Origin of the sequence: Bacillus sp. RHFS10 (assembly GCF_016757475.1) — a bacterium.
Lineage (GTDB): Bacteria > Bacillota > Bacilli > Bacillales > Bacillaceae > Bacillus > Bacillus subtilis_G.
Window position 1 is genome coordinate 95,674 of sequence record NZ_JAESPO010000004.1, and the last position, 24,518, is coordinate 120,191.

The following is a 24,518-nucleotide window of genomic DNA, read 5'->3' on the forward strand; positions in this document are numbered from 1 at the left end:
CCCACCTCTTGATGAATAATTAATTATAAAAATGAATTTTTATACCTCGATGCCGAAAAAAAATTACTGGTTTACAGCGGAATGCTGAGCGATTGCCTGTTTCAGCTTGCTGACGGCTTCTGCTATTTCATCCTTTGTCACGGTGAGCGGCGGCAGCAGCCGAATGACGTTCGGGCCGGCCGGCAATACAAGCAAGCCTAATGTCTGCAATTCAGTAATGATGTCAGCAACCGGTCCATCACATTCAATTCCAAGCATTAATCCTTTACCGCGGATTTGTTTGACAAAAGGATTCTTTAGCTCAGCCTCGAGCTGTTCTTTTAATAATGACCCTTTGTCAGCAGCCTCTTGCAGAAAGTCAAGTTGGAATACAGTTTGCAGTGTGGCATTCACAGCAGCCATCGCCAGCATATTTCCTCCGAAAGTCGTTCCGTGAGAACCGGGGGTAAACGCTTCTCCCAGCTGTTTTTTGCCGATGACAGCACCGACTGGAAAGCCGTTTCCCAATCCTTTTGCGACTGTGATGATATCAGGTGAGAGTCCAAAATGCTCGTAGGCGAAGCCCTTTCCTGTCCGTCCGATGCCGGTCTGGATTTCATCAACGATTAAAAGAGCTTCCTTTTCCTTGCAAAACGACTGTACGGCTGTTAAAAATTCAGCGCTTGCCGGATTGACTCCGCCTTCTCCCTGCACTGTCTCAAGCATCACAGCGGCAATGCCGGCTTCCTCGCCAAAAGCCTCAAAAGCGGACGGATCGTTGTACGGAAGGTAGTAAAAGCCTTCCAGCATCGGGCCGAAGCCTTTTTTGATTTTATCCTGTCCGGTCGCGGCCATCCCTGCGTACGTGCGGCCATGGAACGACTGAAGAAAAGTGATGATTTTTGTTTTTCCAGTTGCTTTTCGGGCGAGCTTTATCGCGCCTTCATTCGCTTCCGCGCCGCTGTTGCAGAAAAAAACGAGGTCTCCCGCACTGTGCGCCGCCAACTTTTGTGCCGCTTGCTCTTGGAGACTGTTTTGAAACAGGTTGGATACGTGCCATACGCTGTCGAGCTGTTTTTTGACTGCTGCCGTCACCGCTTCATGGCAGTGGCCTAGATTAGACACCGCAATCCCCTGAATGAAATCGAGGTAGGTTTTGCCGTTTTGATCCTCAACGTACGTTCCCTTTGCTTTTTTGATGTCAATATCCCAGCGTCCGTAGGTTTGAAACAAGCTGCTCATGAAACAGCCTCCTTTGCTTTGACAATTTTTGTTCCTTGAAAGGTTTGTTCTGTGAAGAATGATCCTTTTCCGTTTACGATCATGACTTCAGACACCTGATCTGATAAAGCCGACAAGGCTGAATTGACCTTCGGAATCATCCCCCCTGTGATCACTTCCTGTTTGATCAGCATTTGAATCTCCTCAGGGGTCAGGACGTCGAGACGCTGCTTTTCTTTCAAGATTCCATCGACATCTGTGACGAACATCAGCTTATCGGCTTCAAGCGCTCCGGCGACTGCTGAAGCAGCCAGATCGGCATTCACATTCAGCGTCTTGCAGTCACTCGTCATAGACAGCGGGGCGATAACAGGAATGATGCCCTTTTCCATCAGCGCGTTCACCATGGATACGTCGACCTTTTTGATTTCTCCGACTTCCCCGTATGTTTCCGGATCGAGATAATCCGCCTCCAGAAGACCGCCGTCCTTACCGGAGATGCCCGCGGCACGCAGTCCGTGTTTGGCAAGCTCGGCAACGAAAAATTTATTCACCGAGCCGGATAAAACCATCTCAGCCACTTCCAGCACCGGCTTCGTGGTTTTGCGCTGTCCACCTGAAAACTCTGTTTTGATATTTAACCGTTTCAGCATATTTGTGATTTCCGGGCCGCCGCCATGAACGATCGCCGGTTTCCATCCTGACGCCATCAGTTCTTTCAGGTTATGAAAAAATTCCTCCGACAGCTCACGGATGACACTTCCCCCGCATTTAAAAACGATTGTTTTCTTCATCATGCTCCCCTTTATTATGTGCGATAGCTCGCGTTAATTTTGATATAGTCATAGGTCAGGTCACAGCCCCACGCTCTTCCGTTCCCGTCACCTTCATCCATCTTGATGATAATGGTGATTTCATCTCCTTCAAGATATTCCTTGGCGAGAGATTCAGAGAATGCCTGAGGTTCATTATGCTTAAACAGGCATTGGCCCCCGAGATAAACCTCTACTTCTTCCGCCGTCACCTGAGCTGTGCTGTGCCCGATGGCACCGATGATGCGCCCCCAGTTGGCATCTGTTCCGTAGACTGCCGTTTTCACGAGATTTGAACCGACTATTTTTTTCGCAATCACGTTCGCGTCAAGATTATTTTTCGCTCCCTGCACTTGAGCTTCGATTAGTTTTGTCGCGCCTTCTCCGTCTCTCGCAATCTCTTTAGCCAAATCCTCGCAAGTTAGCAAGAGCGCTTTTTTAAAGACCGGCCAGTCTGGGTGATCTTCCGTCAGGCACTCATTTTCGGCGCAGCCGTTTGCCATGACCAATACCATGTCGTTCGTGGATGTTTCACCATCAACTGTGATTTGGTTAAATGAAACATCAGTGATGTCGCGAAGCGCCTTTTGCAGCGCTTTTTCTTCAATTGCCGCGTCTGTCGTCACAAATCCCAGCATCGTGGCCATGTTCGGATGAATCATTCCCGAGCCTTTAGCCGCTCCGCCGATCGTGACTGTTTTGCCGCCGATTGTCAGCTCATAGCACGTCTGCTTGATCACCGTATCGGTTGTTAAGATCGCTTCCTCAAAATCTCCCGATCCCGCGGGTGTTTGTGTCAGCAGTTTGATGCCTGCCTGAATTTTTTCCATGTCTAAATACTCGCCGATGACGCCCGTTGATGAAACGGCGACAAACTCCGGCTCCATACCCAGCTGTGCGGCAAGACTCTCCCGCATTGTGTATGCGTCCTCTATGCCCTGTTCTCCCGTGCAGGCATTGGCAATGGCGCTGTTAACGATGACAGCTTTCAATGCTGACCCATGCTTTAAGCTGTCTTGTGTGACTTTGATCGGAGCGGCCTGAAAGTGGCTTTGGGTATAAACCGCCGCACTTACGGCCGGTGTCTCGCTGATAATGGCGCCAAGGTCTTTTTTCGAGTAGCGCAGCCCGCAATGCACGCCCTTTGCCTGAAATCCTTTTGGCGAGGATACATCACCTGTTACTTTTATAATTTGCTCTTCACTTAACTGAATCATGGTTCGATTCTCTCCCGTTCTATGGATAAATTGGCGTCATGGTGAGCCCGGTTTCTTCATTCCAGCCATTCATCAAATTAAAGTTTTGCACAGCCTGACCGGCGGCACCCTTCATTAAATTATCGATTACCGAGACGATCGTGACTCTGTTCGTTCTCTCGTCCAGGGTAACGGCGATATCACAGAAATTACTGCCGCACACTTCCTTCGTTTGCGGATACTGCCCTTTTGGCCTTATTCTCACAAAATATGAATCTTGGTAAAATTCCGAATATAAATGATGCAGGTCATCTGCTGATAGGCCAGAGGTTAATTGCGTATACATCGTTGCCATGATGCCCCTTGTCATCGGAACCAAGTGAGACGAAAATGTAATAGGCCCCAGCCCTGGCTGCCATTCTTGCAGCGCCTGTTCAATTTCCGGCGTGTGCTGATGTTCATTGACTTTATAAATTTTAAAATTGTCGTTCAGCTCAGAAAAATGAGTTCCCATGGATGCTTTTCTTCCCGCTCCGGAAACACCGGTCTTCGCGTCAACGATAACGAAGGATTCATTGAGCAGTTTCTGTTGAGCCAATGGCGCGAGGCCAAGCAAAACAGCAGTTGGAAAACAGCCCGGATTGGCAATGAGTTTCGCCTGTTGGATTTGCTTTTGATTCAGTTCTGCCAGGCCGTAAACCGCCTCATGAATCACTTCCAACGGTGCCGATTTCCGTTTATACCATCTTTCATATTCAGCGGGCTCTTGTATCCTCAGATCACCTGACAGATCAATCACCGGAATTCCCGCATCTGCCAGCTGCGGAGTCAATTCACTCGATACCCCGGGCGGTGCAGCAAGAAACATGATATCTATTTCGTGTTTGATCGTATTCATTTCAATCGGCTTCAGCTTCTGTTCGGCTAAGCCGGTAAGATGAGGATAAACCTCGCTATAGACATTCCCTTCACCGCTGGATGAATAAAGTATACATTCCTCTGCATGAGGATGATGCGAGAGAATCCGGACAAGTTCGGTGCCTCCATAGCCTGTAGCGCCTACAATTCCTATTTTCAAAACAAGTTCACCTTCTTGGTCTTTGTGAAATTATTTAACATTATAACATGAATAAAAATTAATTCAATCGTATATTTAATATTTTTATTCATTTGTACATTTTCTGTTCAATGAAAAATCCGCTCAAAAAAAGTAACGTTGTTGCACCAGAAAACGTTGATCTGCCGCTTTTTTAACTGAATAAAAAAACAGGCTGACGCGCTCAGCCTGTTTTCATCATCATCAATCCGCTTAAAAAATACAGAATAGAGCTTGCATAAAAAATCATTTGCACCGTAAAAAAATCGGCGAGAAAGCCGCCGAGCATAATGGCTGCTGCTGAAAAGACAGCTGTCCAAAAATGGTAATTCCCAATCTTTTTTCCCCGCTCTCCGCTGTCTGTAAAATCGGCGATCAGCACTTTTTCTCCGTGCTTTTGCATCGCACCAAAGAGCCCTAACAGCACTTGGACGATATACATTTGAACAACGCTTCCGATATGCGGGACATACAAAAGCAGCACGGCCATACCCCAAGAGTTTGCAAGCAGAAAATAACGGTTGTCAAGCCTCTCAGACAGCCGTCCGAGGAGCGGATAAATGAGCGCTCCGCTCAGCCCGAATAATCCGTAGGAAAAACCGAACTGCGTGTAGCTTGAGCCGATATTTTTCACAAACAAAATATAAAACGGAAAGATTAAGCTGCTTGCGAAAAACACGCTGCTTTGTGATAATGTCAGCCATTTTAATTTGTTTTTCCCCATTATTTATACCTCTGATAAAAATAATTCATAAAGCGCTCATCCGGGACATACGTTCGTTTTTTCTGAAAAAACGCTTCGCATTTCGGATACGCCTGCCTCATTTGCGCTTTTGTCTGGTACGTCATATACGGCAAATAATAGCTGCCGCCGTGCTTGATGGCAACATCTGTCATGCGCCTGATGATCCGGGCAGTGTCTGCCTGGGCTTCTTTTGAAAATCCCTCGTTTATTAAAAGCACGAGCGAAAACATATCATCCTTCGCATAGGAAAGGTCGGCTTTTTCATTTTTCTGCACGTAGCGGATGGTAATGTTCACAAGGTTCAAATCTTCGTCCGACAGCGTTTGTCTCAGGTCGTCAATATAGGACGCATACTCCTTCACCGGCACAAAGTATTCTTGCAGAACATCTGTGTTGTCATTGTTTTCATATTCGAGAAATGTTGATTCGGACCGCATGACGTTATTGCGTGAGATCTTTGTGCCGTTTTGGCTCTGGAAATAGGATTCCTGCGTGTTCCACAGCCAATTTCTGCCCCATTCATACCGTCTCGACAAGCCGAGTGCAAACTTTGTGATCCCGGTATACTCATCTTCTTTAAGATCGCTGTATGATGACAGCCGATCTTGATCATTTGCCAATTCATAATTCGTGACATACATGTCGTCCAGAAAACCTTTTTTCGCTGTTGAAATTCGCGCCAAATGCATTCGGACATCCGGATTTCCTTTTACGTGCTTTGTAAAATAGTCTGCGTATCCGCTGTAATTCATTTTTTCAGTCTGCATGACATATAGCTCATCATCCGTCAGCTCAAGCGTTACATCAAGAATCACGCCAAAAAGACCGTACCCTCCGATGACTGCTGTAAACAAGTCATCTTTTGGAGTAACGGTGACGATCGTTCCGTCCGCTTTTAAAAGCCGAAATGATTTGACAGTATCAATCAGCGAGCCGTAGCGGATATCACGTCCGTGGGCATTGGCGCTGAGAGATCCTCCAATGGTGAAAATATTTTGTGACTGCATGACTTTTACCGCGAGTCCGTATGGATTCACGTATTTCTGGATGTCATTCCACGTCGCGCCGCTTTGGACTCTGATGATTTTTTTCTCTTGATCGAACGACAAGATTTTATTGTAGCCTGTCATGTCGAGAACGATGCCGTCCTCATAATATGTATGGCCGCCCATGGAATGCTGGGCTCCGGCGATTGAGATCTTTATGTTTTTTCGATTTGCTTCTTTGATCGTGTCAATGAGCGTTTCCTCTTCCTGCCCTTTTACTGTCTGCTTAATTTTCACCGGCATCAGTCGGCTGACATCCGTCATCTCGCTTGTGTCTGTTTTTTGATCTGAGTGCACAGAGTACGCAAACAGGGCCGCATACGCGCCTGTACAAAGCGCGAATGCAAGCAATTTCTTTTTCATGGCGCTCTCCCTGCTGTTTTTTATGACCATTATACCAGGTCTGCGCCCTCATTTTTCCAGGCTATCTCCTTGCCCGTTTTTCGGCGCGGCGGTCGGCAACGATAAAACAGGCGTGAATCGCGCCCGGCAGCCAAAAGATACAGGTCAATATGAGATTCAGCAATGCCTGAACCGGTTTTCCCGAAAACAAAACTGCGAGCGGCGGGCATAGGACAGCCAGCAGATACATCATTTCCTTCACTCCTTCCAGCTGTAAAAAAGGACAGCCTCATATGTCAGGCTGCCCTCTTTTGTTTTATTGAATGCCAAGCGCGATTTTCGCGTATCTGGACATTTTATCTCTTGTCCAAGGCGGATTCCACACAATGTGAACCTCCGTCTCTTTCACTTCGGGAATGTCCGCTAACGCTTTTTTCACTTCATCCACGATAACCGGCGCTAAAGGGCACCCCATTGATGTCAATGTCATTGTAACGTGTGTTAAACCGTCGTCATCCATATCAACATCATATACCAAACCAAGGTTCACGATATCAACGCCAAGCTCAGGATCGACAACCTGCTCCAGGGCGCCCATGATGTTTTCTTTTAATGCTTCTTCCACGTTCCCTCACTCCTTTTTTTCTACAGTATAACGTAAATCCTGCCCTTGTTAACACCTTTGTGCTTTATAAGTGTGTCTCAAACCATTCAATCGTTTTTAACACAGCTGTTCGCGGGACTTTATGATCGGCGTGTTCATCTCCGATAAATTGAAGGCGTTCCGGCTGCTCGCTGTAATCGGACTTGATCGTGTCATAAAATTTCCGGGTCGGCGCGTAAGGCACGACTTTATCTTTTGCGCCGTGCCAAAATAATAGCGGGCGCTGGCGCAGTTTCTCTGGCTGAAGGCTGAGATCCCGCAACTCGAGACGCTTCATCAGCTCCTCTACCTTTTCTTCCGGCACGTCGATATCGATGCCCTGAGATTGAATATGGTCAATCTGCTGCTGAAACAACTCCACGTAATTCGGGCTTCCCATCAGGCTGACGCCGGCTTTTATCCAATCATAAGCAGTCAGTGCGCCAAGCGTTGTGATGCCGCCCATTGACGTGCCTGCGAGGCCGATGCGGCCGCCGTCTATCAGGCCCTCTTTTTCAAAATGGGTTTTGAGTGCGCCGATCTCTTCAATCTCGTTGAGGACGATGTCCCAAAAATGGACGGCCAGTTCTTCAACAGCCATTTGCTCTCCCCGTTGGCCATGGTGCAGAGCCTCCGGCAGAACGGCTCTGAAGCCCTTCTCCGCAAGCAGATAAGCAATATGAAGGTTATGTTCCTTCGCGCTCGTAAAACCATGTATAAAGATCACGAGAGGAACAGCGCGGTGCCTGTTCTCTTCCTTTACAATATGTAAAAACGGAATACCGGAAACGGTTTGATTTTCAATTTGAATCACAGTGTGCCCCTCCTTAGGATAACCATAATCATAAGTGTAACATGTAGACAATAAAGATGGTAAAAAGCTACACTGTAATTAAGGCAAAACAAGCAAACTCTAAGGTTAAAGGAGCTTTTCATGGAGACAAAACCCTATTTAATCGCATTAGATTTAGATGGAACGTTATTAAAGGATGATAAAACCATATCAGAAAACACCCTTCGGACGATACAGCACCTAAAAGATGACAGGCATTATGTCTGCATCTCAACAGGACGTCCGTACCGTTCAAGTTCCATGTACTACCAGCAGATGGAGCTGACTACGCCAATTGTCAATTTTAACGGAGCGTTTGTCCATCATCCGCAGGACGACAGCTGGGGACGGTACCATACCTCGTTGCCGCTTGATGTTGTGAAACAGCTGGTGGATATCAGCGAGAGCTACAACGTACATAATGTGCTCGCTGAAGTCATTGACGACGTGTACTTTCATTACCATGATGAGCACTTGATTGATGCTTTTAACATGAATACAACAAACGTGACGGTCGGAGACTTGCGGGAAAATCTTGGCGAGGATGTCACATCCGTTCTCATTCACGCAAAAGAAGAAGATGTGCCGGCCATACGCTCCTATTTATCGAATGTGCACGCCGAGGTGATCGACCATAGAAGATGGGCCGCGCCGTGGCATGTCATAGAAATTATTAAAAGCGGCATGAATAAAGCGGTCGGCCTGAAGAAAATCAGCGATTATTACGGCGTGCCGCAGGAGCGGATCATTGCTTTCGGGGATGAGGATAACGATTTGGAAATGCTTGAATTCGCCGGCTGCGGCGTTGCGATGGGAAATGGAATTGACGCGGTCAAGCAGGTTGCCAACCGAACAACCGTTACAAATGAAGAAGACGGCGTGGCAAGATTTTTGAAAGAATATTTTTCACTTTAAAGGCCGGCCCGTATTAATATTTTCCCATTCATAAACATGACTTCGCCCCACCATACTATTGAAGACGACTCATCTCGTCAAAGTATGGAAGGGGGCAGTCTCAAAATGGGTAAACGAAGCAAATCCAGAAGGTTTATTCACCAGGGTAAAGACTCCGTCGGGCTACACGCCGCAAAATTTCCATATCGGTCTACTTTAGAAGAAGCTCACCAGCATGCCGCGGCACGAGACTCGGCGGAAAGGCAGTATGAATATTAAATGAGAAATGAACTGTTTCAGCAGGCAAAATCATTCGTTCAACAGGCTGTCATGGTGACAAACGGCTTTGAGGAAGGCGATCAGGATCAAGCGATTCTGAGAGCCAAAAATGCTGTGTCTTCTGCGTACGCCAACTCGACAGATGCAGAACGTCGCCAGCTCCATCAATTTCAGGATCAGCTGGAGAAACTTCAGTAAAAAAAGGCTATGGCGATTTGCCATAGCCTCTTATTTCACTTCAAACTGCTGAACAGCCTGAACCTGTTTGAGATTTTCCGCTCTGCCTTTAAATGTCACCTTCACCTCGTAGGTTCCCGGCTCAGGGACTTCCTTCCACACATCAGAAAAATCATAGGTTTCTCCAGATTCAAGTGTCAGATTTTGAAAAGCTTGCGTAAACATTTTGTCTTTCGAATAACGGTATCTTTCTTTGTGCTCAGAATCATACACGACAAGTTCAAATTTTTGTCCTGTGCTGAATTGAAACTCGATAGCACGTTCACTTTGGTTCTTCAGCGACATGTTAAACTTGATTTGTTCAGGCTCCTGAATTGCGTCAACAGATAAAACAACCTCTTGATTCTCCATTCCGCCTGATACCTCCTTATCGGGTTCAGTCTGCTCATCTTTCCCGCAGCCTATTAAAAGCAGCACGGGCAAGAGCAGCACAAGCAGCCGTTTCACGACTTCCACCTGCTTTCGTCAGTCTTTTCTAAAGAAACCAAAAATCCCAGTCGTTTGAACAATGTTTGTAAATGCTTTCGGATCGACTTCTTTGACAATCTTCTCTAAATCGTACAGTTCATACCTTGTGATGACAATAATCATCATCTCTTTCTGTTCGTTCGTAAAGGCTCCTTTAGCCGGAACAGTGGTGATGCCGCGCACCATTTTTCCATAAATGGCTTCTTTGATTTCGTCCGCTTTTTTCGTCACGATCATCGCCGTGAGCTTCATGTGGCGGGTGTGAATGGCGTCGATCACCCTCGTTGTCACATACAGTGTAACCAGGGTATATAATGCTTTCTCCCAACCTTGCAATAATCCTGCCGTCAAGATGATAATCCCATTGAGAATGAAGAAATACGTGCCGATGGGTTTATCCTTCCACTTTGCAAGCACCATGGCAACGATATCGAGCCCGCCTGTGGAAGCACCGTATTTTAACGTTAAGCCGATACCGACCGCGGAAATGACGCCGCCGAACACCGCGTTCAGCAAAATGTCATGTGACAGGCTTGTTTCCGGCAGGATTCCCATAAACAATGTAGTCAGCCCGACACTTAAAATACTGTACACCGTAAACGATTTGCCGACCTTCATCCATCCTAAAATACCGACCGGAATGTTTAAGAGGAACAAGAGCGTTCCCGTCGATATATAAAAGGGGGCATATTCAACAATGACGCTTGATAAAAGCTGGGCGACTCCCGTAAATCCGCTGGCATATACGTCTGCCGGGATCAAAAATAAGTTCAGCCCGGCCGCATTGAGTAAAGCGCCGATGATGACGACGAGTAATTTTTTTGTTTGATCTAGTACCATGGCTTGTTCCTCCGCTCTTTCTTCTTTATTATGTTTTCCCTTAAAACAAATATTTGAACACGATTTTGGCAAATTAATATGATATAGTTGGCTTAACTCTTATGATAACGAGCGATAACAGAAAGAAGGGAAGCAATATGACAGTTCATCTCATCGCTGACAGCGCCGCCGATCTGCCCCGTTCTTACTTTGAAGAAAACGGCATTGGCTTTATTCCGCTAAGGGTTTCTCTCGGCGATAAAGAATTCGAAGATGCAGTCACGATTGATGCGGATCAAATATTTGAAGCGATGCAAAAAGGAGAAACGCCTAAGACGTCCCAAGCCTCACCGCAAACGATTAAAAATGTATTTTTGCAATATGCCAAAACAGGTGATCCCGCTCTTTACATTGCCTTTTCCTCAGGCCTTTCCGGCACGTATCAGACAGCTGTGATGATGGCCAATGAAGTGAAAGAGGAATTTCCCGATTTCGATTTGCGGGTCATTGATTCTAAATGCGCTTCATTAGGATACGGTCTGGCCGTCCGGCATGCCGCCGATCTCTGTATCAACGGGAATACAATACAAGAAATTGAAACGTCTGTAAAGAACTTTTGCGAACAGATTGATCACATATTTACCGTGGATGATCTCACCTATCTTGCACGAGGCGGCCGCATCTCCAAAACATCCGCTTTTGTCGGAGGTCTGCTGAATATTAAACCGCTGCTTCAAATGGAGGACGGCAAGCTGGTGCCTCTGGAAAAAATCCGCGGACAGAAGAAACTTTTTAAACGGATCATCGAACTCATGAAAGAGCGCGGTGATGATTGGAGCAATCAAACCGTCGGGATCAGCTATGCCGCGGATGAAGAAAAAGCCATTGGCATGAAACACTTGATAGAGGATGAGTTCAAGCCGAAAGAGATCATCATGCATTCGATCGGTTCTGCGGTTGGCTCACACGCCGGCCCCGGCACATTGGCGATATTCTTTTTAAGAAAATAAGCAAATAAAAACAGTCAGGCTCAAATGTCCTGACTGTTTTTGTTTGCTCATTGAATTCCGACAGCTTTATACGCTTTTTCGACTGAGGCTGATTGCTTCGAGCCTTCACCGTATAAATCATTGGCCGCTTCGATTGCCGCTTGCTTCATCATACTGAAATCTGTAGACGGTGTTACATAATATGTTAAAGCCCGATAGTAAATTTGTTCACATGCTTCACGCCCAATCCCTTCAACCTGTACATCGTGGTGCACGCCTCCTTCTGCCAGAAGGTAAGCTGCTTTATTGTGGATGGACGAATTGATATGGACTCCGCCATAATCCTCTGTTCCTGTGTAACGGTTCGAGTAATGATCGGGATTTCCCTGCTTGGATGGGTCCTCTAGTGATCGTAATGAATCTCCCGCCATATCCGGGGTATAAACATCCTCGCCGATTTCCCAATCATCACGGTCTGCCATCGCCCCCATAATGTCGGAAATGGACTCGTTTAATGCACCGGGTTCTCCTTGATATAAAAGACCGGCGGAATACTGCGTGACTGCGTGTGTGATTTCATGTGCGACAATGTCGAGTGATCCGGACAGCGGCTTAAATGTTGAGCCGTCTCCATCACCGTATACCATCTGCACACCGTTCCACGCCGCATTGTTCCATTTTTTGCCGACATGCACGGTAGACGTAATCCTTGCTCCGTTTTGATCAAAAGAATCTCGGCCAAATGTCTGGCTGTAATAGTCGTAAACGGCTTGCGCATTTGCATGCGCGTCCACAGCCGCCGGTTCTTTAAATACCGGCGTGCCGCTGACTATTTCTTTGCCCGTATACCCGATCAATTGAGACAAAAGCGTAAACAAGGTTTCATTCAGGTTCTCCGCATCAAACGTATTGATCCCTTTTCCCCTTGTTTCGTCCGCCAAATAATAGCGCCCATTCTGTTCTGTGACTTCAAAGCTTTTTTCATCACCTGAGACGCCGATTCCTGTACCTGCCGCTTCATGAATGGCGTTAAAAGACTCAATGACCTTTCCGCTTTTGGCATCGATGAAATAGTGCCAATAGCCAGGCTCAGGTTCAGATGTCGAGATTCTCACAAGGTAGGCAAGATCATATGCCCCGTCGTGCGGATAGATATATAATTCGCCTTTCGGTTCCCCATCAATATATTCGATTTTCCCTATGGAAGCCTCGAGCTCACGCCGCGCTGTACGTATTGCTTTTTCTTCAGAAATAGACGGTGTGACGGATACGTCTTTTATTTGCGGATGCACCTTTCCAAAGAAACTTTTCACCTGTTTGTTTTCCTTCATTGCGACCGCTTGTTCAAAGCCGTAAATCGGAATTCCTTTGTAAACTTCCGTTAATTTAAATAACGTTTGTTTTGTCTTTGGATCCTTTATTGTTTTCGAAATGCGAAAATGGCTGTTCGCATCCCCTTTGAGCTTAAAATGCGTTTGATGCTTGTTAAGATAGGAAAATAGTGATTCTTTTTGGGTTGTGTTTTGTGCTTGCTTCGGTGATGATTTTTCGATGATGTATGAAGGGGTTTGATACGTATTGTCATATTTGATGCTTTGATCAGCTGAGGCCTGTGTTACAAAAACCATTTGGGCCGCCGTGCATAAGCCGGCTAGCAATAGAGACTTCTTGGCTAGGTTGCGCAAAACACCACATCCTTCCTGTTTTGGAATCTATCATTTTTCTTCATCCTATCAAAAAAACAAAAACTTGTATGTGGTGCATCGTTCTTATTTTCCAAAAAAAAGAAGGGCAGAGATATTTCGCTCTGCCCTTCTTTTGCTACTCTACTAATTTTTTATTGACATAAATAATAACCCCTGCTCCATATGCCAAAATAAGCGGCGGAATGAGCTGCTCCTGGCCTTGAAACGAGATAAAGCTATTCAGCAAAATGAACAAACCGGAATTCAAGAAAAAGTAGCCTGCTATTCTGGCCAGCCGATCTTTATCCCGGATACGGGCCTCATTAAATCCGGCCAGCATCCACGTTTGTTTTTTGATCCCGACAAAATAGGCAACTACAAAAAATAAAAGCGCGATGACAATTAACAGATAATTGATGCCGATTTCCATATTTGAGCCTCCTACAACATTACTTGACGTTTAGAAAAAGAAAAAAAGCGGCGCAGCTTACTGCAATCAGCAGCAGGACGACGGATGCATTGAGGAACGGCTGCAAAAGAAGCAGCACAGCCAAAAACAGCAAATAAGCCGCACCCACTCGCGAAATCGTGACAATCTCCTTTTGAGAGCGTAATTTGTTTTTTCTGACGCCAGCAAACATCATCAGTTTTTTCCGCTTCCACACATATCCGGCGAGCACCGTTAAATAAACAACCAGCGGCAGATATCTGTAATCGGGCGGCAGCAGCGGCAGGGCGATAATCACGGCAAGGAGAAGGACCGAAAGCCAGCTTTTGCCCAATAAAGACCCCCTCCTTTTCGCCTCTCCCCCATCACACCTCATCGCTTCGGCAAGCTCCTTCGGATGAGAAAATTCGGTTTCAACAGCTTCCAGCAGTTCCTCTTCACTAAGGCCGGCTTTGATTCTGTCTTGTACGAAAGCGGTTATATGCCCCTTTAATTCGCAGATGGCGTTTTCTCTCTCTACATCAGGCATATTCGCCAGCTCTGCATTTAGTTCCTCCATGTACCTGTCAATGATGTGCTGTGCATTCATAGCAAATCCTCCGATAAAGACAGTAAGGCTTGATGGGTTTCCAGGTATTTCTCCAGCCGTTCTTTTAACATTTCTTCTCCTTTTTGCGTCATTTTATAATACTTTCTTTTCGGGCCGTCCAGCGAATCCTCCCAAAAAAATTCGATCCATCCCTTCTCGGTCATTCGTTTCAGAATCGGATAAATCGCTCCCTCTGAAATAGCCAGTGCCGAGGTCGTTTTTAAGGATGACGTCAGCTCATAACCGTACATCGGTTTAGAGCGCAGCAGGGAAAGGAGGGCCAGCTCGAAAATCCCTTTTCGAAATTGAACAATCCAGCGGTCATTAATTTGATTCGTTTTCATGGTTTAAATATATCGAAAAAACCACTATATATCAATCACATATAGCAGTGAAAAAGGTCCTGTTTTTTCTTTTAACAAAAATGGAATTTCTCATACTTTTTAACCTTTTTATTACATAAATGTTTTTATATTATGAAAAGTGAAAAAACGATTCTTGAGGTTAAAAGGAGCAGTCGAATGCAGAAATCGATATCATTTTTTGTCATTTTTTCAGTCCTTTGGGGTTCGTTATTTCTGTTTTCTATTATTGGCAGCTTAGGGACAACCCCGATTCCGCTGACAAAGGACGCCAAATTTCTCATGTCCAGCGTCATTCCTCAGGGCTGGGGCTTTTTTAGCAAAAATCCCCGTGATACTGCGATCGGATTATATGAGGATGGCGAAGAAAGCGCCAAGGTCAGCTGGCCCAATATGAGGGCTGATAATCTATTCGGCCTGTATCGGTATGGGAGATCTCAAGGCGTTGAAATGGGCGTCATCTACAGCCAAGTCGGCAAGGAACAGTGGACAGCATGTAAAGAAAATGACCTCGGCGCCTGCAAAAGCAAAGCCAAAACCGTGCAATTAAAAACACCCGCTCCCCGCCCGCTGCTTTGCGGCAGCTACTTTTTGACGAAAGAGGATATTGTTCCTTGGAGCTATTCTAAATACACCCCTTCGTCTTATCAGGTAAAAAGCATAGTCAAGGTTGTGATCTCATGCTCGAAAACATAAAACAGACCATCACCGGATGGGACGAAAGAAACCCGTGGACAAATGTATACGGCCTCGCGCGAAGCATTATTGCGCTATCCAGCCTGCTGACGCTGCTCGTCAATCATCCGAGTCTCATCATGAAGCCAGCGAGCGGAATCAGCAGTTATCCTGCCTGTAAAATGAATCTCAGTCTCTTTTGCCTCGGCGAAAATAACTATATGATGTTAAATCTTCTCAGATGGGTCTGCATTGTCATTCTGGTGCTTGTCGTGATTGGCTGGCGCCCTAGAATCACGGGGGTTCTCCATTGGTATGTGAGTTACAGCTTGCAGTCATCGTTAATCGTCATCGACGGAGGCGAGCAGGCAGCAGCTGTCATGACCTTTTTATTGCTCCCCATCACGCTGACCGATCCGAGAAAATGGCATTGGAGCACGAGTCCTCTAGAAGGCAAAAGAACACTTGGAAAAATTACAGCTTTTATTTCTTATTTTGTGATCAGAATCCAAGTGGCGGTGCTTTATTTTCACTCTACCGTCGCTAAGCTGTCTCAGCAGGAATGGGTGGACGGAACAGCCGTCTATTATTTCGCCCAGGAAAAAACCATCGGCTTTAACGGCTTTTTTCAGGCGTTAACGAAGCCGTTTGTGACAAGTCCATTCGTGGTGATTCCGACATGGGGGACGCTGTTGGTTCAGATTGTCATCTTTGCGGCGCTGTTCGCGCCGAAGAAGCATTGGAGATTGATTTTGATTATCGCTGTTTTTATGCATGAGATTTTTGCAGTCATGCTGGGCCTCATCAGTTTCTCGCTTATCATGGCCGGCATTTTGATATTGTATCTCACTCCTATCGATTCCACGATTCAATTTACATATATTCGCAGACTGTTGTGGAATAAAAAACAAAAGAAGGGAGAGGTTTCAGTTTGAAGAAGGCGTTTCTAGTGTTTTTGTCGGTTGTATTGGTGACGACTGTGTTTTTGGTGAAGCAGCAAGAAAGTGTGGCACAGGCAAAGCAGCTCGAGTATTCAGGTGAGGAAATTTTTAAAGGGTTTGTATTTGCTCAGGGGGAAGTAGGCAAACAGCTTCCAGAGGTCTTCAATAAAGCCATGACTGACAAACTCAACACAAAAGAGGCAAAGGCATTTGCCAATCAGGTTGTTGCTGATATTAAAAAAGAGGATGCTGACTTCTTTGATAACCTGAAGAAAGCTGTTTACAGCAAAGATGCATTGAAAGTGGATGAACTGCTGAAAAAAGCGGGTCAAATCGTTGAAGAAAAAGTGGAAGCCGCAAAGGAAATCGCCGCTTCCAAGGATGATACGTCCAGAGTTCAGGCCGAGCTCGTCAACACGGTCGATACCGCTAACTATTTCTATTATGTTTCTTATGTTGCTGCAGCCGGCGCCCTGATTCTGATCATTCTTGCCATTGATATTACGCCGATTGCGATTTCAGACAATGTCGATCGCGAAATGGCAATCAGAACGCTGGTTGATGAATTAAACTAGAAATAAAAAAAGGCTCGCTTTGCACTCCTGCTGCAGGCGAGCCTTTTTCATGCTATTTTTTCTCGTATGTCCATCCGTCTTCCTGATACACTTTTCCATTTTTCATTAAATGGCCGAGCGCGCGTTTAAAAGCGGCCTTGCTCATGTTAAAACGTTCTCTGATATCGTCAGGCTGGCTTTTGTCGCCGTAAGGCATAGCGCCGTTTCTTGTTCTTATATACGTCAGAATGTACTCGGCATCTACAGACAATGCATCCTGTTTTCTCGGAAGCAGCGACATATTGACTGAACCGTCTTCTTTTACTTGAATCACCCGTCCCGTGATTCTTGAACCGAGTCTTGGCTCCTCTTTTCTTTCTGACGGATGGATAAAACCGCGGATACCGTCGTCCGTGATAATGAATGAACCTGTTGCGATCAGTCTATACACCGTACCTGTCAGCTCTTTATTCATCAGATCCTCTGAGGCATCGGTAAACAGTTCGCTGATGATGTCTTCCGGCGCTGGTTTGGCAAACATGCGCCCCCGGTTCGTCACTTTCAGCATACAGTAGAGCTTGTCGCCTTTTTGCGGCCACACATCTTCGTATGGCGGCAAATGCTCAGTTGCAACAAGCGCGTCCTTAGATAAACCGACATCAACGAATACACCCATATCTTCCACTTTATCCACCACTTCGACCCAGCCGTACTCATCCGCGCTGATGACCGGAATTCTCATCGTGGCCGCAAGCCTTTCCTGCTGATCGACGTATATAAAAACCTCTACTTCGTCTCTGTCCTCGATATCCTCAGTTATTTCACTGTTATGTAAGAGAATCGTGTCTTCTCCGTCGGTTAAAAAGTAACCGAAGTCCGTTTGGTGATCTATACTCAAGGTTAATTGCTGCCCTGGTCTCATGCTATCGTCCTTCCTGTTCCGCTTATTTTTCTGCGGATGCTGTTAACATTTTTTCCAATCATCACAAATTGATTCTTTGTTCTGTTGGAAGTTTCTCTTTATTCTACTATAATCAACACATAAGTTAAATGTTATGGAGGTTTTCATATGGCAAAAGAAAGTTCATTTGATATTGTATCCAAGGTGGAATTGCCTGAGGTGCAAAACGCGATCCAAATCGCATTGAAGGAAATCAGCACACGCTATGACTTTAAAGGAAGCAAAAGCGACATTTCTTTAGATAAAGAGGAGCTTGTCCTTGTTTCCGATGACGAATTCAAATTAAGCCAGCTGAAAGATGTGCTGGTCAGTAAATTGATTAAACGAAACGTGCCGACAAAAAACATTGATTACGGCAAGATTGAAAACGCGTTCGGCGGAACGGTGCGCCAGCGCGCAAAGCTTGTTCAAGGCATTGACAAAGATAATGCCAAAAAAGTCAATATGATCATCAAAAACTCCGGACTGAAAGTAAAGTCTCAAGTGCAGGATGATCAAGTGCGCGTCACCGGAAAAAACAAGGATGACCTGCAGCAGATTATCTCAGCTGTGCGGGACGCAGATCTGCCGATTGACGTTCAATTTATAAATTTCAGATAAATTTTCTGAATCCTATTGATTATTGTCTTTATTTTCGGTAAATTTGGAGAAAGGGAAAAAGCCCGGAATCTTTTGGCATTTCCTGAACACGAAAACTTCATATCCGTTCTTATCAAGAGAAGCAGAGGGACTGGCCCGACGAAGCTTCAGCAACCGGTGTAATGGCGATCAGCCATGACCAAGGTGCTAAATCCAGCAAGCTCGAACAGCTTGGAAGATAAGAAGAGACAAAATCACTGACAAAGTCTTCTTCTTAAGAGGACTTTTTTTATTTCTCTTTTTTCCTTGCTGAATGTGAATAAAGGAGGCAGACAATGGGACTTTTAGAAGATTTGCAAAAACAGGTGTTAATCGGTGACGGCGCCATGGGAACGCTCCTCTACTCCTATGGCATTGACAGATGTTTCGAGGAGCTCAACATTTCGAAGCCGGAGGAAATTCAGCGCATACATAAAGCGTACGTTGAGGCGGGAGCCGACATCATTCAAACGAATACGTACGGGGCCAATTATATTAAATTATCGAGACACGGGCTTGAGGATGACATTAAAAAGATGAATCAAGAGGCAGTAAGAATCGCGCGGGCTTCAGCAGGAGATGCGTACGTCCTCGGGACGATGGGCGGCATCCGCACATTTAATAAAAACGCGTACAGCCTTGACGAAATCAAACGCAGTTTTCGCGAGCAGCTGTACCTGCTGCTGCATGAAGAGCCGGATGGCTTGCTGTTAGAAACGTATTATGATTTGGAAGAAGCCCGTGAAGTGCTGAAAATCGCGCGCAAAGAGACTGGGCTTCCGATTATGCTCAATGTCTCTATGCATGAGCAAGGCGTACTGCAGGACGGAACTCCTCTTTCTGAAGCATTGCGATCGATTGCGGATCTCGGGGCTGATATCGTCGGCATTAACTGCCGGCTCGGCCCTTATCATATGATTGAAGCGCTCAGCGAAGTGCCGATTTTTGATGACGTGTTCTTATCAGTTTATCCGAACAGCAGTCTTCCTTCGCTTGAAGAGGGACGGCTCGTCTATGAAACTGACGACACGTATTTTCAAAACAGCGCGTCAGAATTCCGCAAGCAAGGCGCGCGGATTATCGGCGGCTGCTGCGGCACCACGCCGAATCATATCCGCGCGATGGCGGAAGCGGTTGGCGGGCTTGCTCCGATTACGGAAAAAGAAGTCAAAACCCGGGCGAAAGAATTTATCTCTGTTCAGCATGAGCGGACAGAGCCCGGCCTGAATGAGATCGCGGCGGAAAAACGCTCCATCATCGTAGAGCTGGATCCGCCGAAAAAATTGAGTTTTGACAAGTTTTTGTCCGCCGCTGCTGAATTAAAAGAAGCGGGAATCGACGCCCTGACGCTCGCTGATAATTCCTTGGCGACTCCGCGGATCAGCAATGTTGCCTGCGGCGCCCTTGTGAAGCAGCAGCTCGATATGCGCTCCCTTGTCCATATTACGTGCCGTGACCGAAACATTATTGGCTTGCAGTCACATTTAATGGGCCTTGATACGTTAGGGCTGAATGACGTGCTGGCCATTACAGGCGACCCTTCTAAAATCGGGGATTTCCCGGGGGCGACGTCTGTTTATGATTTAACATCCTTTGATTTAATCAGGCTGATCAAACAGTTCAATGAAGGGCTGTCCCTGTCTGGAAAACCACTTGGCAAGAAAACGAATTTCTCAGTCGCCGCCGCATTTAATCCTAATGTCCGCCATCTGGATAAAGCGGTAAAACGGCTGGAGAAAAAAATAGATTGCGGCGCCGATTATTTTGTTTCACAGCCTGTCTATTCCGAGCAGCAGCTTGTCGATATCCATAACGAAACAAAGCATCTGAAGACGCCCATCTATATCGGCATTATGCCGCTCACAAGCAGCCGGAATGCTGAATTCATCCACAATGAAATTCCCGGGATTAAGCTGTCAGACTCCATTCGCGAAAAAATGGCTCTTGCAGGTGAGGATAAAGAGAAGCAAAAAGCGGAAGGTCTCGCAATTGCACGCTCCCTGCTGGATGCGGCATGCGAGCTGTTTAACGGCATCTACTTGATTACGCCTTTTCTCAGATCTGACTTAACCGCTGAGCTCACCTCGTATATACAGCAAAAAGACGAACAACGCCAAAATATTTATTTGCGTTAAATATGGCTGCCTGAGTCAATCAGGCAGTCTTTTCTAATCGGATTCATGTTACGATATAGAAAACTTTTTAAGAGGAGGAACATCATGCTTGAAGTTAAAACCATTTCCGCGGAAGATACATACGACATCCGGCAGCGCATCCTGCGTCCCCATCAATCCATCGAACAATGCAAATATGAACAGGACCGTGCGGAAGGCGCTTTTCATCTCGGTGTATTTTTTGAAGGAACGCTCATCAGCATCGCTTCTTTTTCCCCTCAACATCAGCCATTATTAACAGCCACCTCCGCATACCAGCTGAGAGGCATGGCGACGCTTGAAGGATATCGCGAACAAAAAGCCGGCAGCGCGCTGATCAAACACGCGGAGGAGAAACTGGCCGAGAGAGGCGTACAGGCGGTCTGGTGCAATGCAAGATACCATGTCAAAGGCTACTACGCAAAGCTTGGCTGGAAGGAACTTGGCGAACCATTTGAAGTTCCCGGCATTGGCACACATATCGTCATGTACAAAAAACTCGGAACAAGCAGGTGAACTGTGTGAAGGTAATGGAAGAGCTGATTGAGCTTCATGAAGAACATATTCCCGGCCTATTGCGGCTTTGCAGGCAAGCCGGGTGGCCGGATTATGGCGAACAAGAGCTGAAAATGCTTTTCCAACAAGGACGCTTTTTCGGTTATCAAAATGTCCGCGGAGACATCATCTCCTGTATCGGCTTGTTTTTGTTTGGCCGTCTTGCTTCTATCGGACTCGTCATCGTGGATAAGGAATACAAACGGCTCGGTCTCGGGCGCCGGATGGTAAACGCGTGTATCAGCCAAACGGATGAAAGCACCACCATCAGGCTTTGCGCCACAAAAGAAGGTTTGCCGCTTTATGAAAAGGCAGGTTTTCATACGGCGGGTTCAGTCCGAAAGTACAGCTGTCACAGTTTTCAACCGATTGAAAAGCAAGATCACCTTGATGCAGAACTGGCATCCTTTAGAGAACAAGATTTTCAAGAATTAGCCGCTGCCGACCTGGCAGCCTTTGGCGGAGATCGATCAAACCTTATGCAGCAGCTTATTTCCATTTCAAAGGAATGTATTATCGCCAGAAACAACAAGGGTCAGCTGATTGGCTACGGCCTTTCTGTACAGACACCTGCCAATCTGAAATTCGGCCCCCTCATCGCCCCATCGTCAGACGTTGCTGCAAGATTAATCAACAGGCTGGCCGACGGCAAACAAGGGCCAATGCGCATCGATATACCGGCTGAACACACGACTCTGCATGACAGACTGGAAGCGATGGGCTTTCACTTAGACGATGAGCCCCCGCTCATGCTTTACCCAAATAAGACACTGCCCGCTAGAAACGGACAATTATTCGCCTTGATCTCACAAGGGTTCGGCTAACCCTCTTTTTCCCGAACAGGTATTTTCTGTTCGGTTTTTTGCTGTCTGAACGTTGAATAAATGAAGCTATCAGGGACATTCTAAGCAGAAGAAAAGGAGTGTGCTCTGAGATGGAATCATCAAAACAAAATAACGGAATGACGATTGTTGCAATCGGTTCAATCCCTTTAATATTAACACTTGGAAACTCAATGCTTATTCCGATTTTGCCAAAAATGCAATCTGAACTTCATTTATCTCAATTTCAGGTCAGTCTCGTAATCACAGTATTTTCCTTGATTGCGGCGTTTGCCATTCCGATTGTCGGTTATCTCGCCGACCGATTCTCAAGGAAAATCATTATTATCCCTTGCTTATTTCTGTATGGTGCCGGCGGCCTGTTAGCCGGTTTTGCCGCAGGTTTTTTTGACAATGCATACCCTTGGGTCATGGCAGGACGGGCGCTGCAGGGAATCGGAGCAGCCGGAACGGGCCCGATTGCCATGGCGCTGACGGGTGATCTGTTTAAAGGCGCCCAAGAAAGCAAGGTGCTCGGCCTCGTTGAAGCCTCAAACGGCATGGGAAAAGTGCTTTCGCCAATCATTGGATCGCTTATCGCTTTGCTTGTTTGGTATGGCGCGTTTTTTGCCTTCCCGGTGTTTTGTATCATTTCGATCGTGCTGACTTGGATTTTTATTAAAGAAAAGAAAAAGGAAAAAGAACCGCCCCCGATCGGAAAATATGCGAAAGGCCTGTTAAGTGTTTTTAAACATGAAGGCAGATGGCTGTTTACCGCTTATTTAGCGGGTGCGACTTGTTTGTTTACCTTATTCGGGATTCTCTTCTACCTATCTGATGTCCTCGAAAAAACATACGATACCGATGGCGTCAAAAAAGGCTTGATTTTGGCGATTCCGCTTTTGGTCATGTGTGTGACGTCCTATACAACCGGAAGCAAGATCGGGAAAAAGCAATCGTTAATGAAAAAGCTGATCGTTCTCGGATTGGCCTTTATGACTGTTTCTTATGCGTCATTGTCTTTCATTGAGAATCTTGTGTTTTTTATCAGCGTCCTTGTGCTGAGCAGTATAGGCTCAGGCCTTGTCCTTCCTTGCGTGAACAGCTTTATTACCGGGGCTGTCGGTAAAGAAAGAAGGGGATTTGTGACCTCGCTGTACGGATCGGTTCGTTTCTTAGGGGTTGCCATCGGGCCTCCGATTTTCGGCCGCCTGATGCAATGGTCCAGACCCGGCATGTTTTTAAGCATTGCCGGATTGACGCTTGTTGTCGGCATTCTCGTGATTTTGCTCATCCATGTGAATCAAGACAAAGAAGAAACAAAAGAAAAAGAAGATCCTAAAATGTCTGGCAATCGGCTTCAGCCAGCTGAGGAAAGGTAGTATCCAGTTTGAAAATCGAACGGATTGAGACCTTTCCGCTTTTGCATCGATTAGAAGAGCCATACGGAGACGCAAACGGATTGAAGCGCTATCGAACTTGCTATCTCATCAGAATTGTCACCGAAAGCGGGATTGACGGCTGGGGAGAGTGTGTTGATTGGCTCCCGGCTCTCCATATCGGTTTTACCAAACGGATCATTCCCTATCTTTTAGGGAAACAGGCCGGCAGCCGCCTGCCATTAGTGCGCACGATTCAAAAATGGCATCAGCGGGCGGCCTCCGCCGTAAGCATGGCGCTGACAGAAATTGCGGCCAAAGCTGCGGATTGTTCGGTTTGCGAACTATGGGGCGGGCGGTACAGAGAAGAGATCCCTGTATATGCCTCTTTTCAATCGTATTCAGAACACTCGCAATGGATCAGCCGATCCGTTGCCCGAGTAGAAATCCAGTTAAAAAAGGGCTTTAAGCAAATCAAAGTCAAAATTGGCGGGACTGCGTTCGAGGAAGATGTACGGCACATTAACGCACTGCAGCATACGGCCGGCAGCTCCATTACGATGATCCTGGACGCAAACCAAAGCTACGACGCCGCGACCGCTTTCAAATGGGAACGCTATTTTCATGAGTGGATGAACATCGGCTGGTTCGAGGAGCCTTTGCCCTTTGATCACCCGCAGGATTACGCGTTGCTGCGCAGCCGTTTATCTGTTCCTGTTGCCGGAGGAGAAAATATGAAAGGCGCGGCCCAATTTGCGCCCCTTCTTTCCCAGCGGTGCTTGGATATCATTCAGCCCGATGTCATGCATGTTAACGGAATTGATGAATTCCGGGACTCCCTCCAGCTCGCGCGTTATTTCGGCGTCAGAGCATCCGCACATGCATATGATGGATCGCTCTCACGCCTATATGCTTTATTTGCACAAGCGTGTCTGGCTCCATGGTCTAAAATGGAAAACGATCAAATTGAACCGATTGAGTGGGACGTCATGGAGAATCCTTTTACAGATCTCATCGGCCTTCAGCCTTCAAAAGGACTGGTCCACATCCCGAAAGGCAAAGGCATTGGCTCAGAAATCAATATGGACATCGTCAATCGCTACAAGTGGGACGGCTCAGTCTATTAAGCTGGGCCATTTCTTTATTTGCAGACATAAATCATGGACAGCCTCATAAAAT

The 24,518-nt window shown here is 46.4% G+C and carries 28 protein-coding genes, 1 pseudogene and 1 riboswitch; of the genes and pseudogenes, 13 read left to right on the top strand and 16 right to left on the bottom strand.

Annotated elements, in window-relative coordinates; genetic code table 11:
• Positions 1-63: 63 nt before the first annotated feature.
• From JMN17_RS14910 to JMN17_RS14950, 9 genes are all read right to left on the bottom strand, one after another.
• A complete protein-coding gene (locus JMN17_RS14910; protein WP_202328455.1) occupies positions 64-1,221 on the bottom strand; it encodes an acetylornithine transaminase in 1,158 nt (385 codons plus the stop codon).
• A complete protein-coding gene (argB, locus tag JMN17_RS14915; protein ID WP_202328456.1) occupies positions 1,218-1,994 on the bottom strand; it encodes an acetylglutamate kinase in 777 nt (258 codons plus the stop codon). The genes JMN17_RS14910 and argB overlap by 4 nt, the downstream gene beginning before the upstream one ends.
• Before the next feature lie 14 nt (positions 1,995-2,008).
• On the bottom strand, positions 2,009-3,229 hold the full coding sequence (gene argJ / locus JMN17_RS14920) for a bifunctional ornithine acetyltransferase/N-acetylglutamate synthase (RefSeq protein ID WP_202328457.1): 1,221 nt from the start codon (positions 3,227-3,229) through the stop codon (positions 2,009-2,011).
• A 19-nt stretch (positions 3,230-3,248) separates the two neighbouring features.
• A complete protein-coding gene (gene argC / locus JMN17_RS14925; protein WP_202328458.1) occupies positions 3,249-4,286 on the bottom strand; it encodes an N-acetyl-gamma-glutamyl-phosphate reductase in 1,038 nt (345 codons plus the stop codon).
• A 202-nt stretch (positions 4,287-4,488) separates the two neighbouring features.
• Complete coding sequence (locus tag JMN17_RS14930) at positions 4,489-5,028, bottom strand: MFS transporter (RefSeq protein ID WP_207194306.1); 540 nt, start codon at positions 5,026-5,028, stop codon at positions 4,489-4,491.
• Complete coding sequence (locus JMN17_RS14935; protein ID WP_202328459.1) at positions 5,028-6,458, bottom strand: FAD-binding oxidoreductase; 1,431 nt, start codon at positions 6,456-6,458, stop codon at positions 5,028-5,030. Before JMN17_RS14935 ends, JMN17_RS14930 begins: the two co-directional genes overlap by 1 nt.
• Positions 6,459-6,519: 61 nt before the next feature.
• Positions 6,520-6,690, bottom strand: a complete 171-nt coding sequence (locus tag JMN17_RS14940; protein WP_087993463.1) for a YqaE/Pmp3 family membrane protein — start codon at positions 6,688-6,690, stop codon at positions 6,520-6,522.
• Positions 6,691-6,753: 63 nt separating this feature from the next.
• On the bottom strand, positions 6,754-7,062 hold the full coding sequence (locus tag JMN17_RS14945) for a metal-sulfur cluster assembly factor (RefSeq protein ID WP_148964266.1): 309 nt from the start codon (positions 7,060-7,062) through the stop codon (positions 6,754-6,756).
• 64 nt (positions 7,063-7,126) lie between these two features.
• Positions 7,127-7,894 (bottom strand): prolyl oligopeptidase family serine peptidase, encoded by a 768-nt coding sequence (locus JMN17_RS14950; protein WP_148964265.1) that lies wholly within the window; start codon positions 7,892-7,894, stop codon positions 7,127-7,129.
• 120 nt (positions 7,895-8,014) lie between these two features.
• On the opposite strand from JMN17_RS14950, the gene yitU reads away from it, so the two are divergent.
• The 3 genes from yitU (at position 8,015) to JMN17_RS14965 (ending at position 9,283) form a co-directional block, all read left to right on the top strand.
• Positions 8,015-8,827: a 5-amino-6-(5-phospho-D-ribitylamino)uracil phosphatase YitU gene (gene yitU, locus JMN17_RS14955; RefSeq protein ID WP_087993466.1), complete on the top strand. Its 813-nt coding sequence runs from the start codon at positions 8,015-8,017 to the stop codon at positions 8,825-8,827.
• Positions 8,828-8,932: 105 nt separating this feature from the next.
• Positions 8,933-9,085, top strand: coding sequence for a hypothetical protein (locus JMN17_RS14960; RefSeq protein ID WP_176365310.1), 153 nt, complete (start codon positions 8,933-8,935; stop codon positions 9,083-9,085).
• Complete coding sequence (locus tag JMN17_RS14965; RefSeq protein WP_087993467.1) at positions 9,086-9,283, top strand: DUF3813 domain-containing protein; 198 nt, start codon at positions 9,086-9,088, stop codon at positions 9,281-9,283. It begins immediately after the preceding gene.
• A 30-nt stretch (positions 9,284-9,313) separates the two neighbouring features.
• Here the strand turns inward: JMN17_RS14965 and JMN17_RS14970 are convergent, their stop codons facing one another.
• Together JMN17_RS14970 and JMN17_RS14975 are read right to left on the bottom strand one after the other, a co-directional pair.
• Positions 9,314-9,769: a BsuPI-related putative proteinase inhibitor gene (locus JMN17_RS14970; protein ID WP_313886384.1), complete on the bottom strand. Its 456-nt coding sequence runs from the start codon at positions 9,767-9,769 to the stop codon at positions 9,314-9,316.
• 18 nt (positions 9,770-9,787) lie between these two features.
• Positions 9,788-10,630, bottom strand: a complete 843-nt coding sequence (locus JMN17_RS14975; protein WP_087993468.1) for a YitT family protein — start codon at positions 10,628-10,630, stop codon at positions 9,788-9,790.
• 137 nt (positions 10,631-10,767) lie between these two features.
• On the opposite strand from JMN17_RS14975, the gene JMN17_RS14980 reads away from it, so the two are divergent.
• The gene (locus JMN17_RS14980) at positions 10,768-11,619 is read left to right on the top strand and encodes a DegV family protein (protein WP_087993469.1); all 852 of its coding nucleotides are present in this window, start codon (positions 10,768-10,770) and stop codon (positions 11,617-11,619) included.
• A 47-nt stretch (positions 11,620-11,666) separates the two neighbouring features.
• On the opposite strand, the gene JMN17_RS14985 is transcribed toward JMN17_RS14980, so the two are convergent.
• The 4 genes from JMN17_RS14985 to JMN17_RS15000 all read right to left on the bottom strand — a co-directional run bounded on the left by JMN17_RS14985 (position 11,667) and on the right by JMN17_RS15000 (position 14,664).
• The gene (locus JMN17_RS14985) at positions 11,667-13,283 is read right to left on the bottom strand and encodes a M4 family metallopeptidase (protein ID WP_087993470.1); all 1,617 of its coding nucleotides are present in this window, start codon (positions 13,281-13,283) and stop codon (positions 11,667-11,669) included.
• 136 nt (positions 13,284-13,419) lie between these two features.
• A complete protein-coding gene (locus JMN17_RS14990; protein WP_003239356.1) occupies positions 13,420-13,713 on the bottom strand; it encodes a DUF3784 domain-containing protein in 294 nt (97 codons plus the stop codon).
• 19 nt (positions 13,714-13,732) lie between these two features.
• The gene (locus JMN17_RS14995) at positions 13,733-14,320 is read right to left on the bottom strand and encodes an HAAS signaling domain-containing protein (RefSeq protein ID WP_087993603.1); all 588 of its coding nucleotides are present in this window, start codon (positions 14,318-14,320) and stop codon (positions 13,733-13,735) included.
• The gene (locus tag JMN17_RS15000) at positions 14,317-14,664 is read right to left on the bottom strand and encodes a PadR family transcriptional regulator (RefSeq protein WP_087993604.1); all 348 of its coding nucleotides are present in this window, start codon (positions 14,662-14,664) and stop codon (positions 14,317-14,319) included. Before JMN17_RS15000 ends, JMN17_RS14995 begins: the two co-directional genes overlap by 4 nt.
• A 177-nt stretch (positions 14,665-14,841) precedes the next feature.
• Between JMN17_RS15000 and JMN17_RS15005 the strand changes: the two genes are divergently transcribed.
• Genes JMN17_RS15005 through JMN17_RS15015 form a run of 3 tightly spaced genes read left to right on the top strand, consistent with a single transcriptional unit; the run spans position 14,842 to position 16,873 of the window.
• Positions 14,842-15,378, top strand: coding sequence for an SdpA family antimicrobial peptide system protein (locus JMN17_RS15005; protein ID WP_087993605.1), 537 nt, complete (start codon positions 14,842-14,844; stop codon positions 15,376-15,378).
• Positions 15,363-16,292, top strand: coding sequence for a sporulation-delaying protein SdpB family protein (locus JMN17_RS15010; protein WP_019258031.1), 930 nt, complete (start codon positions 15,363-15,365; stop codon positions 16,290-16,292). The genes JMN17_RS15005 and JMN17_RS15010 overlap by 16 nt, the downstream gene beginning before the upstream one ends.
• Entirely contained in the window at positions 16,289-16,873 is a 585-nt protein-coding gene (locus tag JMN17_RS15015; RefSeq protein ID WP_003239365.1) for a sporulation delaying protein family toxin, read from the top strand. Before JMN17_RS15010 ends, JMN17_RS15015 begins: the two co-directional genes overlap by 4 nt.
• Positions 16,874-16,925: 52 nt before the next feature.
• Here the strand turns inward: JMN17_RS15015 and JMN17_RS15020 are convergent.
• Positions 16,926-17,823, bottom strand: a pseudogene (locus JMN17_RS15020) (CvfB family protein).
• Positions 17,824-17,921: 98 nt separating this feature from the next.
• Here JMN17_RS15020 and JMN17_RS15025 point away from each other — a divergent pair.
• From JMN17_RS15025 to JMN17_RS15050, 6 genes are all read left to right on the top strand, one after another.
• A complete protein-coding gene (locus JMN17_RS15025; protein ID WP_087993607.1) occupies positions 17,922-18,413 on the top strand; it encodes a YajQ family cyclic di-GMP-binding protein in 492 nt (163 codons plus the stop codon).
• Between the two features lie 106 nt (positions 18,414-18,519).
• A riboswitch (SAM riboswitch) is annotated at positions 18,520-18,637 on the top strand.
• Positions 18,638-18,727: 90 nt separating this feature from the next.
• Positions 18,728-20,566, top strand: a complete 1,839-nt coding sequence (locus JMN17_RS15030; RefSeq protein WP_087993608.1) for a bifunctional homocysteine S-methyltransferase/methylenetetrahydrofolate reductase — start codon at positions 18,728-18,730, stop codon at positions 20,564-20,566.
• A gap of 84 nt (positions 20,567-20,650) precedes the next feature.
• Positions 20,651-21,100 (top strand): GNAT family N-acetyltransferase, encoded by a 450-nt coding sequence (locus JMN17_RS15035; protein WP_087993609.1) that lies wholly within the window; start codon positions 20,651-20,653, stop codon positions 21,098-21,100.
• A gap of 5 nt (positions 21,101-21,105) precedes the next feature.
• Complete coding sequence (locus tag JMN17_RS15040) at positions 21,106-21,963, top strand: GNAT family N-acetyltransferase (protein ID WP_202328460.1); 858 nt, start codon at positions 21,106-21,108, stop codon at positions 21,961-21,963.
• Positions 21,964-22,073: 110 nt separating this feature from the next.
• Positions 22,074-23,342, top strand: coding sequence for an MFS transporter (locus JMN17_RS15045; protein WP_087993611.1), 1,269 nt, complete (start codon positions 22,074-22,076; stop codon positions 23,340-23,342).
• An 8-nt stretch (positions 23,343-23,350) separates the two neighbouring features.
• The gene (locus JMN17_RS15050) at positions 23,351-24,466 is read left to right on the top strand and encodes a mandelate racemase/muconate lactonizing enzyme family protein (protein ID WP_087993612.1); all 1,116 of its coding nucleotides are present in this window, start codon (positions 23,351-23,353) and stop codon (positions 24,464-24,466) included.
• Positions 24,467-24,518: the final 52 nt, after the last annotated feature.

Coding starts and splice junctions, on each gene's coding strand:
- JMN17_RS15045 (WP_087993611.1), top strand. CDS start 22,074: ATGGAATCATCAAAACAAAATAACGGAATGACGATTGTTGCAATCGGT.
- JMN17_RS15010 (WP_019258031.1), top strand. CDS start 15,363: ATGCTCGAAAACATAAAACAGACCATCACCGGATGGGACGAAAGAAAC.
- JMN17_RS15000 (WP_087993604.1), bottom strand. CDS start 14,664: ATGAAAACGAATCAAATTAATGACCGCTGGATTGTTCAATTTCGAAAA.
- JMN17_RS14935 (WP_202328459.1), bottom strand. CDS start 6,458: ATGAAAAAGAAATTGCTTGCATTCGCGCTTTGTACAGGCGCGTATGCG.
- JMN17_RS14910 (WP_202328455.1), bottom strand. CDS start 1,221: ATGAGCAGCTTGTTTCAAACCTACGGACGCTGGGATATTGACATCAAA.
- JMN17_RS14990 (WP_003239356.1), bottom strand. CDS start 13,713: ATGGAAATCGGCATCAATTATCTGTTAATTGTCATCGCGCTTTTATTT.
- JMN17_RS15005 (WP_087993605.1), top strand. CDS start 14,842: ATGCAGAAATCGATATCATTTTTTGTCATTTTTTCAGTCCTTTGGGGT.
- JMN17_RS15035 (WP_087993609.1), top strand. CDS start 20,651: ATGCTTGAAGTTAAAACCATTTCCGCGGAAGATACATACGACATCCGG.
- argJ (WP_202328457.1), bottom strand. CDS start 3,229: ATGATTCAGTTAAGTGAAGAGCAAATTATAAAAGTAACAGGTGATGTA.
- JMN17_RS14975 (WP_087993468.1), bottom strand. CDS start 10,630: ATGGTACTAGATCAAACAAAAAAATTACTCGTCGTCATCATCGGCGCT.
- yitU (WP_087993466.1), top strand. CDS start 8,015: ATGGAGACAAAACCCTATTTAATCGCATTAGATTTAGATGGAACGTTA.
- JMN17_RS15025 (WP_087993607.1), top strand. CDS start 17,922: ATGGCAAAAGAAAGTTCATTTGATATTGTATCCAAGGTGGAATTGCCT.
- JMN17_RS15030 (WP_087993608.1), top strand. CDS start 18,728: ATGGGACTTTTAGAAGATTTGCAAAAACAGGTGTTAATCGGTGACGGC.
- JMN17_RS14965 (WP_087993467.1), top strand. CDS start 9,086: ATGAGAAATGAACTGTTTCAGCAGGCAAAATCATTCGTTCAACAGGCT.
- JMN17_RS14940 (WP_087993463.1), bottom strand. CDS start 6,690: ATGATGTATCTGCTGGCTGTCCTATGCCCGCCGCTCGCAGTTTTGTTT.
- JMN17_RS14960 (WP_176365310.1), top strand. CDS start 8,933: ATGGGTAAACGAAGCAAATCCAGAAGGTTTATTCACCAGGGTAAAGAC.
- JMN17_RS14980 (WP_087993469.1), top strand. CDS start 10,768: ATGACAGTTCATCTCATCGCTGACAGCGCCGCCGATCTGCCCCGTTCT.
- argB (WP_202328456.1), bottom strand. CDS start 1,994: ATGAAGAAAACAATCGTTTTTAAATGCGGGGGAAGTGTCATCCGTGAG.
- JMN17_RS14995 (WP_087993603.1), bottom strand. CDS start 14,320: ATGAATGCACAGCACATCATTGACAGGTACATGGAGGAACTAAATGCA.
- JMN17_RS14930 (WP_207194306.1), bottom strand. CDS start 5,028: ATGGGGAAAAACAAATTAAAATGGCTGACATTATCACAAAGCAGCGTG.